This window comes from Microcoleus sp. FACHB-831 (assembly GCF_014695585.1).
GTDB lineage: Bacteria > Cyanobacteriota > Cyanobacteriia > Cyanobacteriales > FACHB-T130 > FACHB-831.
In genome coordinates, this window is the sequence record NZ_JACJON010000077.1 from 1 (window position 1) to 14,886 (window position 14,886).

Genomic DNA, 14,886 nt, shown 5'->3' on the forward strand with positions numbered 1-14,886 from the left:
CGTTCATCGCGGCTGGAATCTCTTTTGTGAAGGAAAATGTCTCTTTTTATACAAAAATAGCCTTTTTATCTCCGTAATTTCCGATTGTGACAGTTGTGGGTGCGGAATGTGGGTTATAGATACTTGAGTTCTAAATTTTCCTTCTTCCCAGCCTTTAGCACCAACTTTTAGAATTTGACACTTTATACCTTCACTAGAAGAGTTCCATATAATTTCACCAGAACTTAGATATACTCCGCCAATTGATAGCGCCTTAAAAATATCTGTAATTGTTTGGTTGTTTTGACCCCAATTAAATTTGTTGCGCCACTCTTCCTGAACTAATTCTTTGAATCTACCTACTAAAAACGTAGATTGATTGAATAACAAGACATCATCATCACAGTCGAGGGGGTAGAATTTATTATCCATATCAATGCAACTCACTAATTTAATTTTATCTAGTTTATCAAATAAGAAGTAGGGTGGGCAGTGCCTACATTTTTTACGATGCTGTTGATCGCCATCATAAAATTAGCTTGGTATTACAAACCTGTGAATGCGATCGCTACCCCATACCAAAATGCATATTGGGTTTTTGGTGGGCAATATCGAGCTATAAATCTAACTATTTCGCTTTAGCCAAATTCCCCTAACTCCAGCGGCTTTGGCTCCCTCATAATCTTCTTTATAGCTGTCGCCAATATGCCATGCTTCTGTTGGTTCGCAGCTATGTTTCTGCAATGCCGCCGCGAAAATTTGCGGATCTGGTTTTGCCGCTCCAACTTCGGAACAAATTGTTACTGAAGTGAAAAACTCAGCTAAATCTAAAGCCTTCAAAACAGAGTAAATACGCGAATCGAAATTAGAAACTACACCCAACTGAATACCGCGACTTTGCCAATTTTCCAGAGCCATTAGGACATCAGGATAAACAAACCAAGGTTCGGCTGTGGCAAAGTGGGCGTAAAGTTCCTCAAAAAAAGCATAAAAGTCTGAAAATTGGTTCAGGACGCCTGCCTGATGAAACGTGCGAAGTGCGATTGTTTGCCACCACTCAAATTCGCAATCGGGTATTTCTTCTGGTGTCGAGCCTGGAAATACCAACGGTTCCGACGCTGCGAAAGCTTGGTAGAATGCTTTATCTAAGGTGTCAGATGAAGCTGAGACGCCAAACCGAGCAGCGATCGCCCCATAAACTTCACCCACATTACCCCTGACGCCAAACAGCGTGCCGACAGCATCGGCAAAAATTACTTTGGGTTGCTTCACCCTATCTTCGCGTTCCATCTTGTTACCACAAACCCAATCAGACCGCCCATCATATTAATCATCATGTCATAAATGGTATCCCAGTAGAAAGCTGCGAAGTTTTTGCTATTGCCCATACGCAACCCATACTCTAAAAATTCATTTAAATTACCCAGAATACAAACTAAACCAACTACGAAAATCATGCTTTGCCACCATTTGAGGTTTTGCCAGATATCCGTATAGGTTGGTAAAAATAATATAGTGACAGCGATCGCCCATGAAAAATGCTCTAGCCGATTTAGCCAAAACCAAGAATAAGGAATGACATTTCTCACAATCATCCATTTTATCCCCGTTTCAACTACAGGGTAGAGCAATACTGTAGCTAGATAAAGTTTATGTTCTTTTTCTGATAACTTTGTTTCTAGTCCTGTAAATCTAAAAATAAAAAATAAACCAAACCAAACAGATACCATCACCACCCAACTAGAAAAAATGGTGAAGGAAAACAATATCAAAACTGTGGCAAAGAAACTCCAAAACCAATTTGATTTAAGAACTTTATCCATTTTTTCGAGTTAGCAAGAGGCAGCAGCCCTTTAAAATGCGTTCCCAGGCTACAGCCTGGGAACGAGTAAATAATATTCAGTCAGCGGTTTGCCTTAAACCTAATTGGAGAGCAGATCCAACAACGGTTTGGCAATCCAATTAAATCCAACTTTTAGCTGGTGGTTGAGCGTCGGCATGCGATACAGATAAGCCAGACGACGCGCAAGGTAGGCCATCTGACCATCAAGCTTCAATCCCATTCCCAAGCCTGTGAGTGTTGCATTATCAGTCCCTAACGTCATCATCTCCCCTAGAGGCTGGTAGCGGAAAGGCAACAAAGGACGGTCTGTGAGCGATGCCCAGATATTCCACGCAGTATAATCGGACTGCTGAAAAGCCGTCTGTGCGGTGTTGGGTACGAGTTGCCCATCCGCATCAAGGCAATCAGCCAAGTCGCCTAGAGCAAAGATTTCTGGATGGTCAACCGCTTGCAGCGTAGTTGTAGTGGTGAGTTGACCGCGTTGATTGTGCTTGAGGGGAAGCTCGCTTACTTGGCTTGCGACTCGCGTTCCAACGGTCCACACTAGCAAATCGACGGGGATGGAGTCTACTTGTCCTTTGTACAAAAGCGAGATTCCGTCTGGCGAAATTGACTCAATTGTTGTGTCTAAATCGATCCAGACACCCCGCGCTTCCAAGGCTTTGCGGGCGCTTTCGCGGTTAAAGTCGGTCGATGTGCGGAGAATCATATCGCTTTGTTCAATTAAGCGCAGTCTTCCTCGTTCTCCCAAACGCTCTGCCAGTTTGCAAGCTAGCTCAACTCCACAGTAACCAGCTCCGGCGATCGCCACTCTAATTTTATCGGCGTTTGACTCTTCCAAAATTCGTAGCTTTTCTTCTAGGCGATAGGCGTCGGTGAGGCTGCGGAAAGTGTACGCATACTGCGCCGCCCCTTGCACCATATCCAGGGGCGTCTCTCCACCCAGCGCCAGCACCAAGCGGTCATAAGGTATTTCTGGGCCATCCTGCAACTGCACCCGTCGTTCGTCTATATCAATTCCAGACACAACGCCTTGACAGAAGCGCACGCCCGTATTGGCTAAAATTTCTGGAAATGGAGGGGCAATTTCCCACGTTTCCAGCTCGCCAGTGAGGAGTTCGTATAGTAGGGGGGTGAATACAAAGCGATCGCTGCGATCGACCAGAACAATTTCGGGTTTTTCTGGCTTTTCCCAAGGTAACTGGCTCAAACGTAGAGCAGTGTAGAGACCGCCAAAGCCTCCACCGAGAATACAAATGCGTGCAGGTTGCTGGGTCATAGTTCAAGGGGTGGGCGATTCTAGCTGGGCAACTTCCTTCAGTCTACTGATTTTGCCCGTTCTATAGCCATCAGCCAGCTATCGCGATATTTTCCCTCGTGGAGTTCATGTGAGGGCAGTAGTTTAACTTTCATAAAGCCGCATTTTTCGTAGCAGCGGATGGCGCGGGTGTTCCACGTTTCCGGGTCTATGACAACTTTAACAGCTTGCAGCTCTTCAAACAGATAGGTTAAAAAAGTGGAAAGCACTTGCGTGCCGATACCCTGATTCCAATAGTTTGTCTCGCCAATGAACAAGTCGATGGCATAGGTATCAACTGTTTCTCCAAGGCCATATGTCTGCCTCTCTTCGGATGATAGGTCTGTTAGCGAACAATACTGTAAATAACCGATGTTGACATTTTTATATGAAACAATGCAGGGTTTTACTGGGTCTTCCCCCCGCGCTAGGGGTTGATATTCTTCTATAAGTTTTTCTAACGGGTAAGGATTGTCTCTTCCCCCATAAAATTCCAATACTTTTTCATCAGTTAGCCATTTTTCCATTAACTGATAATTTTGCAAATCGTCTTGCATAAGACGAATGGTAATTGTGTCGTTTTGAACAAGATAGGAGGTGCGATCGCTCATAATTTTCAACCAGGTGCAGATGGTAAATATGCTATGTCCTCAACCAGATTTATCGCTTTATTTTAACAACCCCGCCCAAAGCAAAGCTAATATGGCTATGTTAGCGATACTAATAAAAATGCCAGCGCGATCGTAGAAAAACATTAAAATGATAATCTTACCTGAGAAAACTGCCCTAACTTCTTTAGGTTACGAACTTGATTGCAGTTCCGATGCTTTTGGCGCGTTAACCGATTCCTCAGATTTACTCAACGAACCGGATAAACTGCGCTTGCGAATGCAAGAGGAAGGCTACCTATATCTCCGCGCACTTATAAATCCCGAAGAAGTTTGGCGATCGCGCCAGGAAATTGCCGAATTATTAGCCGCTGATGGTTGTTTAGAACCTGGTTTTCCCCTTTTAGATTGCGTGGCAAAACCAGGCTTAAAAATGAGTTTTCGTCCCGATTTAGCAACTGAAAGTCAGGCGCTGAAAAACCTGCTTTATACTGGCAGAATGATGGAATTTTATCAAAAATTTTTAGGCGGAAACGTCCGAAATTTTGATTTTACTTGGCTGAGAGCAGTCGCACCTGGAATAGGGACTTATCCTCATTGCGATATCGTCTACATGGGACGGGGAACCCACGAACTTTATACGACTTGGACGCCTCTAGGAGATGTTTCTCTAGAGATGGGAGGACTGATGATTTTGGAAAATTCCCATCGTCTAGAAAGTATTAAAAACGGCTATGGGCGCAAAGATGTTGATAGCTATTGTGCAAATCATAATACTGCACAATTGTACGCAAGGGGTGAAAAATGGTGGAATGGAGCGTTATCAAAAAATCCAGTTTCCTTACGCAAAAAATACGGAGGACGCTGGCTAACTACCAATTTTAAAGCTGGAGATGTTTTGATATTTGGGATGTTTACAATTCATGGGAGTTTAGATAATCACTCGGAACAAATTCGCCTTTCTTCAGATAGCCGCTATCAACTTTCATCGCAACCAATCGATGAAAGGTGGGTGGGTGTAAATCCTATTGCCCACTCTTCAGCAGGTAAGCGGGGGCGTATATGTTAAAGAGTGTTATTGTGGTGATTCTTCTTCAGGTCGAAAACAGGCGATCGCTTCAATTTTACCCACAATATTACTATTAAATTCAGGCAAGTCTTCCGCTGGTATCCAATACTCTTGGTGTGAGGAACTCCCCACAGTTTGTACTTCGTATTTATCCAGAAATTCGTTTTTTACACTAAAGCGGGTGACATAACCAACATAGTCGGAGGCTTTGTCTTTCGTGTTCCAATCCCTAGCGATTTGCACTGCATACTCTTCGGTGATTACGGGATAAAAAATTGGTTGGTAGGGAAGCCGAGGCGGAAAGGCAGTATAGCCGCTTTCTATTATTAAATCGAGTTCTTTTTGACCTACGGGACGAAATAAAACTGTAGTATCGTTCATGTTGAATTGACTTTTTTAGCAAAACTACCAAGTGACGCGACCGCGCAATTTTTCCAGCAAACTTGGCCCCACTCCAGGCACTTTATCGAGGTCTGCTAAAGAAGTAAAAGGTTTCTGCTGACGCGCTTGAATAATCTGTTTTGCTAACTTTGGCCCCACCCCCGGCAATGCTTCTAATTCTTGTTGGCTTGCAGTGTTGAGATTGACTTTCTGAATAATATCATTTTCAGTTAATCCCGGTGTACTTACATTAGTTGGAGAGGGGCTAGGCGCTGTTGTAGAAGTCGCACACTGCTTCTGCTGCGCCTCAATCTTTTTCTTAACAACATCTGGTAATCCTAGCTGAGCATTACCATAAAGTCGGGTAAATTCGCGCTCAAAATGCTCGGCTACAGTTTTATTCTTAATTACCAAAACTGTCTCATCATTCCCGTTGTTGGCAGCCACTGACCAATTGTGCGAACCAGTAATAACAGTTTGTCCATCTATAACACCAAATTTGTGATGCAATAAATCGCCTTTTGGTAACTGGGGTATGCCAACAGTTGTAATTGGCTGTTGCCAAGTACGGTTGTTAGGTTCGTATTTGCATTTATTACTCAGCGCAACCCCCATCATATCTAAGGCTTCGCTATAATTTCTAAAGGCAAAATCTGGCTCGATTAAAGCTCGTATCTGCACGCCGCCTTGATTTTCGGTTTCCAAAATATTAGCCAAACGTTGCTCTGAGAATACAAACAATGCCATATCAACAGATTGGTTGGCTGCGTTCAATGTTTTACCAATCAAGCCGTTAGCACTCTCGCTCCAAGGTTGCGCTGTAGATGTGGGGGAAAACTGCACGGTTATTGTTGTATTGCCAACAGTGACTTGCTGCACTGGTCGATATGGTTTTTTTACTCCAAATTTACTATCTGGCTTGCCTCCTGGCCCATCACCCCACATTAAGTTAAATTCTTGGGTGAACATATCTGCTAATTCGGAATTGTCAATTTTTAGCAGGTTGTTGGCATTACCTAAACTGCTGGGAGAGGCAAAATCTCCGTGAATGTCCGATGTGGTGAAATTGGCTGAAGTAACGATCAGGTTGCGATTATCGACAACAACAAATTTGTGATGCATCAAGTCGCTGCCTTTGGAACCGTCAGCGCTATCGTCAATTATGGGGATAGCGGCATTTCGCAGCATTGCCAAGGCATCACCTTGGTTAATTTCATCGGGGCTGAGTTGATTATCGCCGTTGCTGTCAGCTAACTTATAAACTTCTTTGTATCGCGCTTGCTCTCTTTGCGGCAGTTTCGCCACTTCAACTGTTGTAAAACTACTAATGGGGCGAATATAAGTATTTTCCAAAATAACCCGCACCTTGACGCCAGCTTTCTTGCGCTCAACTAGCGCCTTGGCAATCTTCGGTAAGCGCAACTCTTGAACTGCCACATCTACTGTAGATTTGGCATTCGCGATCGCATCCACAAGAAGTTGCTCTAAGTCATCTCCCGGTCGTTTTTGCCGACGATATGGCTCTACATAGTCGGCAGACTGCGAGTGATTGAAGTATACCTGCACCAAAGAATCTTGAGGCAGAGGAGTAGGACGCAGGCTCTTTGGCTCGGCAGATTTACAAGCCAGAAGAGTCAGAGACAACAGCAAAGCGTAACCAAGCCGCTGGTGAGTTGGGGAAAGCAGATGCATTGGTAGTTAAATCAAACAAGTTGCGTAGCTTTATACAGTCATTTTCCACCCTAAGACAGAGGGCTGATGACTGAATTCCCAACAAACCCCTCTTGAAGTACCATAAACAGCAAACCAATAAAGTTTGTATCTTCGCCAAACGGGTCGATATGAGAAGTATGAGCAGGGTAGCACTAGCGTGGAGGTGGTGGTCTGAAACCACCCCATGATTTTATGTCAAGAAGAAGAAAAATTTTTCAGTGCGGTCACAAGGGCTATGGTCAAAAGTGCCATCGTTGCGCCGAAGAAGACGCAGAAAGGGAGCAAAAAAGGCAGCAAAAAAGAGAGTGGGATGCTAAGTTTGCCTACGATCCCATAGATTTGAGAGCCTTACCCCCTCATGTAGTGTTAAAGGCTCGCCTAATAATTTCTTCCTTGGAGGAGCAAAGGGATTACAGACAATTTGGTGGAAAGCGACTCCGCCATAACCGCTTCATCGTCAGTATCCCCATCACGCGAGACTACCGGATGATTTGCCGGGACTGCGGTAATATTCTGATTCCTGAAGCAGTGTTGTCCCACGAAGATTACAACGTCCGCAAACCAGGCGGATAGGCGGGGATTTAGCAGCTAGTAGTTAGTTGTTAGACTTTGAGGGCTATATGCTGAAATTGGATACAGCCCGTCGATAAGCAACTATGCAAATTTATTTAGACTATAGCGCTACAACACCGCCGCGATCGGAAGCGATCGCAGCTATGCAAGCATCACTCACGCAAACCTGGGGGAATCCTTCGAGCTTACACGAGTGGGGACAACGGGCGGCAACGGTTCTGGAATTAGCCAGAATTCAGGTAGCTGGGCTAATTAACGCTCCGGCAGAGTCTATAATTTTCACGAGTGGCGGCACGGAGGCGGACAACTTGGCGATTATGGGTGTCGCCCGATGTTACAGTACGCCGCAGCACGTCATTATTTCCAGTATCGAGCATTCAGCGATCGCAGAAACAGCACGGTTGCTGGAGTTGTGGGGATGGGAAGTAACTCGCTTGCCCGTAGATGTCAAAGGACGGGTTAATCCCAGTGACTTAGAAGCAGCGTTGCAACCCAACACGGTTCTGGTTTCTATTATTTACGGTCAAAGTGAAGTTGGTACGCTGCAACCGATTGAGGAACTGGGAAATATTGCCCGTTCTCATGGTGTGTTGTTCCACACCGATGCAGTTCAAGTTGCAGGGCGCTTGCCTATAGATGTGCAGCATTTGCCCGTCGATATGCTATCGCTTTCCAGCCACAAAATTTATGGCCCTGCGGGTGCTGGGGCATTGTACGTGCGTCCGGGTGTGGAGTTAGTCCCTTTGTTGTGCGGGGGGGGACAAGAAATGCGATCGCGTTCTGGTACGCAAGCTGTACCAATTATTGCTGGTTTTGGTGTCGCTGCTGAGTTGGCGGCGCAAGAAATGCCAACAGAAACACCGAGATTAATTCGGTTGCGAGAACAGTTGTTCGATGCCTTAGCTGACACGCCAAGTTTAATTCCAACAGGCGATCGCTACCATCGCTTACCCCACCACGTCAGTTTCTATGTGCAACACGCCGATGGTGAAAAAATCAGCGGCAAAACTCTAGTGCGACAGTTGAATTTAGCAGGAATTGCTATTAGTGCTGGTGCAGCTTGCAACAGCGGCAAACTTAACCCAAGTCCTATACTGCTAGCGATGGGATTCAGCGACTCTGCTGCTAAAACAGGAATTCGCCTTACTTTGGGACGAGACACGACTGAAGCTGATGTAGACTGGGCTGCGATGGTTTTGAAGCAAATTTTGCGAAGATTAATGCCAGAATTAGTCTTAGCGAGACGTTAAATCAACCCTGTTAGGTAACACTCCTAGATTCGAGATTAGCTATGGCATTTACAGTCGAACAGCCGTCCAATTCCTACTTGCATGTTGAAGGAGATATTCCACTCGATATAACTCAAGGAACGTTTGTTTCTGTTACTAGAAAGACTCCCCTTAAAATTTACTCGCTTGGTTTTCAACCCGCCAAGACAATCCCAGAAATTCCTCGCTGGTTTTTGCAGAAGTATGCCAATTCGCCGTTTACTGTACTAGAGCCATTCGCTGGCTCTGGCACTACGATAATTGAAGCTCTGAAACATGGCTCGTCAATCTATTGGCTAGACTATCACCCCCTTAGCCGCCTAATTTGTGGCGTCAAAACCACTGATTTTTCACCCCTAGAAGTTCTAGAGGAAACATCAAAAATTATTGTCGGGGTCAAGGATCATGTCTTAGCACCAGAAACGGTAAACTTTGCCAATAAAGATTTCTGGTTTCAAAAGCCAGTGCAAGAGGGGCTTGAAATCCTCAAAGCTCATATTGTTAAAGCTAGAGAAAGCACTCAGCCCTTACTGTGGCTGGCATTTGCATCGACGGTCAGAAAAACATCAAATATGAATGATGGGATGCTGCTGGCGGCTCGACGCTCTCATGTTGAGGAGATACCGCAACGCGCTCGGGCTGATGTTTTTAGATACTTTCAATACTACGTTGATAAAGCAATTGATGCAGTTGTTGAATGGAAGACTTATTTGCAGTTAACGAAGGCCAAGTCTGAAGAGTTAAATTTCTCAGATGCAAAAACTCTTCAAGGGGAATTTATATGCGATGCAATTGTCACGTCGCCGCCTTACATCAATGCTATAGATTATGTGTGGGCTGCCAAATTTGAGCTTCATTGGCTGGGAATGGTTAAAAGCGATCGCGATAGGCTGAACTTATATTCCAGAGAGATTGGCACAGAAAGAATACCCAGAGAAGAATGCAACTCACTTGGCAAAACTGGCAATCAATGTCTCGATCGGTTAATAGAAGATATCTATACAGGTAGCAAGTACAAAGCAACGCGGGGGCAGAACGAACTGAGGGCAAGAGTTGTTTATAAATACTTTAACGATATGAGAAGCCACTTTGCTAGTAGTTTTTCACATCTGCAAACGGGTGGATATTACTGCTTTTCAATAGGTGACGTGAGTCGGATTTGCGGGGTTGATATTCCAGTTGCTTCACTTCTAACTGAGATAGCCACTGAAGTTGGTTTTAGGGAGAAATTTCATTTTCATCTGCTATTGAAAAATCGCAGACTAAATCTTCCTAGAAACGTAGATTGGGCTGGGACTATCAAACACGACACGACTGTGATTTTGGAAAAGCCAGCCTTATGAACCCTAATGAAATTGATAATGCCTTAGAGAGGATAATCCAACAGTACAGCGTGTCTTTTGCAGCCAAATTATTTATTGAGGAATCTTTAGAAGAAGACGATCTGATGCGCGTGTTCGGTTTAAATCAAGAAATTAAAGCGGAAAATAAACAGTATTGGGGAAGAGAGTTAGGAAAGTGTTGGGAGCGCATAGTAATTGCTCTGTGCAGACAAAGATGTGATAATTTCAGCGCTGCAATTCGAGAAGGGCAAGATGAACTTTGCGATCTTGTTATTGGACTGGATGCCATTGATACAAAATATAGGATTGGTTCTGGGGATTCAGGAACTTTGAAGAAGTTCAGACAGTATGCAGTTAGATTGCGTCAAATGGGGTACAACCCAGTTTTACTGATACTCAGGAGTGATAGTTTGTCCCAAGCTATCAATGCTTGCAGGATGGGTGGTTGGACAATAAGGGCAGGTACTGAGACTTACGAATACCTGCGATCTTCTACTGGATTCGATTTGGAATCGTGGTTGAAAGTAAGACGCGATCGCTATAATATCAGACCCTAAAAGGGCGCGGTTTGGCCTAACCTTAAGAAGTGAAAACGCAATAATATTGAATATGGCTGAACTACCCAAGACACTAGAAGAATCGATCGCGCAAGCCAGCGTTGCAACAAAAGCCGCCATTGAAGCGGGTTACTCCCGGCTACAGGTTGACTTTGTATACCCAGAAATCGCCCTCCAAGCGCAGTCAATAGCTGAACAATTCATCCCAGCATTTGAAGACTTCGGTTCTGGGCTGAAAGTTTTATTTCCCGATGCTGGTGCTGCCGCCCTTGCCCGCCGCGACTGGGGCGAGATTCCCTTTAAAATTCAAGACATCGGCATCGGCAGAACCCCCGTAGAGGATAAAATTCAGCCAGAAGACCAAGTTTTTCTGCTCGTTGGCCCCAGTGCAGTAGAATTAGCTCAAGTCGAAAAACTCTGTCAAATTGCAGACTCGCGCCCTGTAATTCTACTTAACCCCCGCTTGGAAGATATAGGCACTATTGGCATAGGATATGCAGGTAGGCAAATACGCGATCGCTTCCTCAAGACGTTTGAATCCTCCTACTACCTTAGACCCCTAGAAGGTGCGGCTATATACCGCTGCTACCCGTCTCGTTGGCAAGTCTGGCTGGAAAACAGCGAGGATTACGAACTTATTGCCGAAGAACCGCAAAGGCCCGTTAGCGACAGACTTGACGAAATATTGGGTAAAGTTACCGACAACGGCGAGACGCCAAAACCCAAGAAACAAGGGCTATTCGCCAGCATGCAACAGTTCTTGCGTGCCCTAAGCCGATAGCCAAAGCAAAAGGCAAAAGAAAAATTTTTTATGATTATTTTGTTTTTCTTTTGCCTTTTTAATTTTTACTTTTTACTACTCTAAAGGCAATGGCAGCCTTTATAAAAAAAATAATGGCAAATATACATATTTTTTTCTCGTGTTTGCCACCGTTGGACACAATATTAGTAACCTTATTGAAGGTATTCATCACGCACTTGCGCGAAACCTTCCACTTTGCGTATTAAAGCTTTGGGGTGCGGATAGGTCAATGATTGGGCTTTCACCTTTGGAGAAATATCTCCAGCAAGGGGAAAATTCATTTTCACAACTATACGGGAATCTTAGCAGGAATTTAGTGATGGATATACAAACAAATTTGCTGTTGGAAAATCAGCAATTAAAAGCGGAACTTGAAAAGCTTCGTCAAGAAAACACCGCTCTTAGACAGGAGTTACAAAGCTTAAATTTCGATACAGTGCAATTGGAAGGGTCGTTGCTAGAAGAGCGAATTAAGGCTACAAAACGCGAAGAAACATTTAAGTTTATCCAATTGCTGTATCAAGAAATTATTTCTGCAACAGACGCCTGTAATATTTATCAAATCACCGTCAAGTATCTCGCGGAAAATATTGGCTTTGACAGAGCAGTTATTTTCAAGAAATCAGAAAACAATTTTATACCCGTCGCCGTCCGGGGCTATCCTGATGAAAATCTAGCAGAAAAATTGGCAAACCCGTTTTTTTCTCAATTTGTTAAACGTAAAAAAGGCATTTTAGTCAACAGCAAAACTACTGCTATTGGCTCAGATACATATCAATCCAATTTTCAGGTCAAATATTTTATTGCTGTTCCTTTTGCCATACATGATGAGGTCAATCATATTCTGTTCGCGGGCAACCAAACAGAAGATAACATAAGAAGACCGAGGCTGACGCGCTCAGATTTACAGACTCTGCAAATATTGGCAAATCAGATCGCGATCGCGATTCGCCAAACCCAACTATACTCACAAAGTTTATCGGCGGTGGCGATCGCTCAAGCGCAAAGCCTTAAAATTGAGCAAGCCTTACACAAAGTACAGCAAACTCAGGCGCAACTAATTCAAACCGAAAAAATGTCTGGGCTTGGGCAACTTGTGGCTGGTCTTGCTCACGAGATCAACAATCCAATTAATTTTATTCACGGGAACCTAAATCATGCCAGCAACTATGTCAGAGACCTGCTGGATCTGCTAACCCTATACCAACAACAATACCCCAACCCAACTGCCCCAATTCAAGAGCAACTTGACACTATAGATTGGGAATTCTTAATAGACGATTTGCCTAAAGTGTTGTCCTCAATGCGTGGAGGGGCGCAGCGAATTCGTCAAATTATCTTGTCATTGCGTAACTTCTCGCGCCATGACGAAGCTGACATCAAGCGGGTGAATATTCATGAAGGGATTGACAACACTCTCTTAATTTTGCAACACCGACTGAAAGCCACAAATCCTTATAAGCGCGACATCCAAATTATTAAAGACTACGGCGAACTGCCGCCAGTTGAATGCTATCCGGGACAGTTAAATCAAGTTTTTATGAATGTTATTGCTAATGCTATAGATGCCCTAGAAGAGTTACAAAGCGCGAGGTCCGGAAAGCTAAATAGTATGCCAAAAGGTATTAAAATTGGCAGCAGCGGTCATGCAGCCAATAGCGATCGCTCCTCCGAAACTGTACAGTCAAAAGATAGTTTCTCACCTTGCATCCGCATTCGCACTGAAGTATTAGATTCTGGTTATGTTGCTATTAGTATTGCAGACAACGGGCCAGGGATGACTGAGGAAGTGCGTAATCGTTTGTTTGACCCCTTTTTTACTACTAAGCCAGTGGGCAAGGGGACAGGTCTTGGTCTAACGATTAGTTATCAAATTGTCGTGGAAAAACATCGCGGGATTCTGCGATGTTTTTCGGAACCAGCGCAGGGAGCAGAGTTTTGTATTCAGATACCGATTAAAGCAGTTAGGTAATATGAGTTTTGGATTAAAAGAGGGGGCGATCGCTAGGGAGGAATTTGACATAAACGCGATCGCACCTATGAGTTTCCACTCCAGTCGCCGCTTGGTATCCGCTGGTTTCATACAGCTTGACGGCTTCTTTTAATACGCTGGCGGTTTCAATCCAAATTTCCTTGAAACCTCGTGCCGCGATCGCGCTTTCCAACTGTTGTAGTAAATACTTACCCAACCCTTGCCCTCTCGCATTTGGCAACAGGTACATTTTCCGTATTTCTACAGCATTTTGTCCGCGTTCGATCGGATAATACGCACCAGTACCTACCACGCTTTTTTGTTGTTCAATTACCCAAAATTCTCCACCAGTTGCTAGATAAAAATTTTCTACCTGCAATACATCTTTATCTGCCCCATCTGGTTCCCAATTCAACCCGTACTCGGTTAACACAGAATGGATAACGAGGGCTGCGGCGGCGCGATCGCCACTCTCCCAATGACGAATTATAAAATCTCGATAGTTAATTTGCACGATACTTATGGGAATTCTAGATAGGAGGGATTTGGCCAACACGCACCTTATCTATGCTGACATATCACATTATGATGACTTTAGCGTTATTCAACTAAATTCTTCCTGTTTTAGCCACTAAGTAACCATTAATTTTATTCTCTCAGTAATTTGGCTTAGAGAGACAAAAGCTAACATTTCCCACAGAACGCACAAGCCTATGCTGCCAATCAGTCTTAAAAAAATTCTTTCCCAAAAAGATTGCTTATCTGCAATCAGTGGCATCCTAAATTCCCTTGAGAGCAACTTTATCATTCAAGATGCAGAAGGCCAGGTTCTGATAGGAAGTGACATGGACGCAGCGCAGGATAAATATCCTGTAGCAATGTCCGAGAAAGTAATTGGATGGGTGATTGGTGGTGAAAATGCATCTGCTGTCGCTTCGCTTCTCTCCTATTTAGCTAATAAAGAGCTGGAAAAGAAAACACTCGCCAATGAATTACTGGATAAATATAGAGAGATATCCTTATTACACGATATTTCTAACAAGATAACTGCTAGTTTGGATCTCAAAGAAGTCGCCCAATTAGTGCTGGATGAAGCTAAAAGACTCATCCAAGCCACAGGCGGGAGGATGATGTTACTAGAACGCGGGGCAGAAACCTTAGAAACTATCTCGGAGTTTGGTAATAAGTACAAATCAAAAACACGCTATCGGCTTTTTGAGGGCATTGTTGATAATGTTGTTAGAACAGGAACGGGAGAGATAGTCAACGATATTTTATCCACGCCAATAAATACTAAAAATTTAAATATAGAACCTCTGGTAAATGAGGTGATTTCTGTTATTTGCGTACCTCTAAAAAGCAAAGCTAGAGTAATAGGTGCAATAGAACTCAGCAGCGACGAACTTGTAAACTATACAGCAAAAGATCTTAAACTTTTGGCGATGCTAGCGTTCCAAGCAGCATCAGCTATCGAAAATGCC

Annotated in this window: 17 protein-coding genes and 1 pseudogene; 9 read left to right on the forward strand and 9 right to left on the reverse strand. The window is 44.0% G+C overall.

What is annotated here, in order from left to right; genetic code table 11:
* Positions 1-3: 3 nt before the first annotated feature.
* Complete coding sequence (locus H6F77_RS24560; RefSeq protein ID WP_190491551.1) at positions 4-411, reverse strand: KGK domain-containing protein; 408 nt, start codon at positions 409-411, stop codon at positions 4-6.
* A gap of 60 nt (positions 412-471) precedes the next feature.
* Between H6F77_RS24560 and H6F77_RS24565 the strand changes: the two genes are divergently transcribed.
* Entirely contained in the window at positions 472-621 is a 150-nt protein-coding gene (locus tag H6F77_RS24565) for a hypothetical protein (protein ID WP_190491552.1), read from the forward strand.
* On the opposite strand, the gene H6F77_RS24570 is transcribed toward H6F77_RS24565, so the two are convergent.
* The 4 genes from H6F77_RS24570 to H6F77_RS24585 all read right to left on the reverse strand — a co-directional run bounded on the left by H6F77_RS24570 (position 604) and on the right by H6F77_RS24585 (position 3,730).
* Complete coding sequence (locus tag H6F77_RS24570) at positions 604-1,269, reverse strand: HAD-IA family hydrolase (RefSeq protein WP_199321540.1); 666 nt, start codon at positions 1,267-1,269, stop codon at positions 604-606. The two genes, H6F77_RS24565 and H6F77_RS24570, sit on opposite strands and share 18 nt — an antisense overlap.
* Positions 1,248-1,802, reverse strand: coding sequence for a hypothetical protein (locus H6F77_RS24575; protein ID WP_190491553.1), 555 nt, complete (start codon positions 1,800-1,802; stop codon positions 1,248-1,250). The genes H6F77_RS24570 and H6F77_RS24575 overlap by 22 nt, the downstream gene beginning before the upstream one ends.
* A 99-nt stretch (positions 1,803-1,901) precedes the next feature.
* The gene (locus H6F77_RS24580; protein WP_190491554.1) at positions 1,902-3,101 is read right to left on the reverse strand and encodes an NAD(P)/FAD-dependent oxidoreductase; all 1,200 of its coding nucleotides are present in this window, start codon (positions 3,099-3,101) and stop codon (positions 1,902-1,904) included.
* A 38-nt stretch (positions 3,102-3,139) separates the two neighbouring features.
* The gene (locus H6F77_RS24585; protein WP_190491555.1) at positions 3,140-3,730 is read right to left on the reverse strand and encodes a GNAT family N-acetyltransferase; all 591 of its coding nucleotides are present in this window, start codon (positions 3,728-3,730) and stop codon (positions 3,140-3,142) included.
* A gap of 148 nt (positions 3,731-3,878) precedes the next feature.
* Between H6F77_RS24585 and H6F77_RS24590 the strand changes: the two genes are divergently transcribed.
* On the forward strand, positions 3,879-4,796 hold the full coding sequence (locus tag H6F77_RS24590; protein WP_190491556.1) for a phytanoyl-CoA dioxygenase family protein: 918 nt from the start codon (positions 3,879-3,881) through the stop codon (positions 4,794-4,796).
* Between the two features lie 6 nt (positions 4,797-4,802).
* Here H6F77_RS24590 and H6F77_RS24595 read toward each other — a convergent pair whose 3' ends face one another.
* Complete coding sequence (locus H6F77_RS24595) at positions 4,803-5,177, reverse strand: hypothetical protein (protein WP_190491557.1); 375 nt, start codon at positions 5,175-5,177, stop codon at positions 4,803-4,805.
* 24 nt (positions 5,178-5,201) lie between these two features.
* The gene (locus H6F77_RS24600) at positions 5,202-6,869 is read right to left on the reverse strand and encodes a DUF655 domain-containing protein (RefSeq protein WP_190491558.1); all 1,668 of its coding nucleotides are present in this window, start codon (positions 6,867-6,869) and stop codon (positions 5,202-5,204) included.
* Positions 6,870-7,082: 213 nt separating this feature from the next.
* Here H6F77_RS24600 and H6F77_RS24605 point away from each other — a divergent pair, with 213 nt between their 5' ends.
* The 5 genes from H6F77_RS24605 to H6F77_RS24625 all read left to right on the forward strand — a co-directional run bounded on the left by H6F77_RS24605 (position 7,083) and on the right by H6F77_RS24625 (position 11,412).
* Positions 7,083-7,463 (forward strand): DUF7682 family zinc-binding protein, encoded by a 381-nt coding sequence (locus tag H6F77_RS24605; protein ID WP_190491559.1) that lies wholly within the window; start codon positions 7,083-7,085, stop codon positions 7,461-7,463.
* A gap of 83 nt (positions 7,464-7,546) precedes the next feature.
* The gene (locus tag H6F77_RS24610) at positions 7,547-8,713 is read left to right on the forward strand and encodes a cysteine desulfurase family protein (RefSeq protein WP_190491560.1); all 1,167 of its coding nucleotides are present in this window, start codon (positions 7,547-7,549) and stop codon (positions 8,711-8,713) included.
* Positions 8,714-8,754: 41 nt separating this feature from the next.
* Positions 8,755-10,074: a TRM11 family methyltransferase gene (locus H6F77_RS24615; protein ID WP_190491561.1), complete on the forward strand. Its 1,320-nt coding sequence runs from the start codon at positions 8,755-8,757 to the stop codon at positions 10,072-10,074.
* Positions 10,071-10,631, forward strand: coding sequence for a restriction endonuclease (locus H6F77_RS24620; RefSeq protein ID WP_190491562.1), 561 nt, complete (start codon positions 10,071-10,073; stop codon positions 10,629-10,631). Before H6F77_RS24615 ends, H6F77_RS24620 begins: the two co-directional genes overlap by 4 nt.
* A gap of 52 nt (positions 10,632-10,683) precedes the next feature.
* Entirely contained in the window at positions 10,684-11,412 is a 729-nt protein-coding gene (locus tag H6F77_RS24625) for a DUF1995 family protein (RefSeq protein WP_190491563.1), read from the forward strand.
* A gap of 173 nt (positions 11,413-11,585) precedes the next feature.
* Here H6F77_RS24625 and H6F77_RS28605 read toward each other — a convergent pair whose 3' ends face one another.
* Positions 11,586-11,720: a hypothetical protein gene (locus tag H6F77_RS28605; protein WP_255515873.1), complete on the reverse strand. Its 135-nt coding sequence runs from the start codon at positions 11,718-11,720 to the stop codon at positions 11,586-11,588.
* Positions 11,721-11,752: 32 nt separating this feature from the next.
* Here H6F77_RS28605 and H6F77_RS24630 point away from each other — a divergent pair, with 32 nt between their 5' ends.
* The gene (locus H6F77_RS24630) at positions 11,753-13,405 is read left to right on the forward strand and encodes an ATP-binding protein (RefSeq protein ID WP_242022588.1); all 1,653 of its coding nucleotides are present in this window, start codon (positions 11,753-11,755) and stop codon (positions 13,403-13,405) included.
* A 13-nt stretch (positions 13,406-13,418) separates the two neighbouring features.
* On the opposite strand, the gene H6F77_RS24635 is transcribed toward H6F77_RS24630, so the two are convergent.
* Positions 13,419-13,919, reverse strand: a complete 501-nt coding sequence (locus H6F77_RS24635; RefSeq protein WP_190491669.1) for a GNAT family N-acetyltransferase — start codon at positions 13,917-13,919, stop codon at positions 13,419-13,421.
* A gap of 364 nt (positions 13,920-14,283) precedes the next feature.
* Between H6F77_RS24635 and H6F77_RS29025 the strand changes: the two are divergent.
* A pseudogene (locus tag H6F77_RS29025) lies at positions 14,284-14,871 on the forward strand (GAF domain-containing protein); the annotation flags it as partial.
* Positions 14,872-14,886: the final 15 nt, after the last annotated feature.